General features: G+C 68.9%; 1 protein-coding gene and 1 pseudogene. Both read right to left on the bottom strand.

Translation table 11 applies throughout. The features are described 5' to 3' along the window. On the bottom strand, nucleotides 1-425 hold a 425-nt coding region (gene hemC / locus JCM9942_RS17200; RefSeq protein ID WP_083468620.1), incomplete at its 3' end, for a hydroxymethylbilane synthase. A gap of 30 nt (nucleotides 426-455) precedes the next feature. After that, nucleotides 456-809, bottom strand: a pseudogene (locus JCM9942_RS17195) (LytTR family DNA-binding domain-containing protein); the annotation flags it as partial.

Genomic DNA, 809 nt, shown 5'->3' with positions numbered 1-809 from the left:
TGCAGATCCGGCCGCAGCGCGCGCAGCTGGGCCTGCCGGCGCAGCGACGAAGTACCCACCACCGCGCCGTGCGGCAGCTGGTCCAGCGTGGCGTAGTGGTTGGAAACGAAGGCATCGGCCGGGTCGGCGCGGGTCAGAATGGCCGGCAACACGAACGGTGCCTCCAGTTCCATCGGCACATCCTTGAGCGAATGCACCGCGCAGTCGGCTTCGCCGCGCAGCATCGCCAGCTCCAGTTCCTTCAGGAACAGGCCCTTGCCGCCGATGGCCGCCAGCGAACGGTCCAGCACCTCGTCGCCGCGCGTGCTCATCGGCACCAGGGTCACCTCCAGCCCCGGATGGGCCTGGCGCAGGCGGTCGGCGACGTGTTCGCTCTGCCACAGGGCAAGCGGGCTCTTTCGGGTGGCAATACGCAAGGTAGTCATGTGCCCATTATCGCCGCAGCGGCGCGGCGGTCACAGCTGCGGCAACGCCTGCTTCAGGCTGGCCACGCAGCGGCGGCTGATTTCCAGTGGCTCGGGTACATCGCGCAACACCGCATGCACCTGCCGGCCGGGGCACGCCGCAACTCGACCAGCCGCGCACGCGCGACCAGGCAATTGCGGTGGATGCGGATGAAACGCGCCGGGAACTCCTCTTCCAGCGAGCGCAACGATTCCTCGATCAGGTCCTGCCCGCGGGTGTGGTGCACCACCACGTATTTCTCGTCGGCCTGCAGATACAGGATGTCTTCCACCGGAATCAGCCGCAGGCTGCCGCGCAGCCGTGCGCACAGCACCCGCCGTGCCTGCGCGGCTGCGGCGACCGGG

The organism is Stenotrophomonas pictorum JCM 9942, from assembly GCF_001310775.1.
GTDB lineage: Bacteria > Pseudomonadota > Gammaproteobacteria > Xanthomonadales > Xanthomonadaceae > Stenotrophomonas > Stenotrophomonas pictorum.
This window is presented reverse-complemented; position numbering and strand designations above follow the sequence as displayed.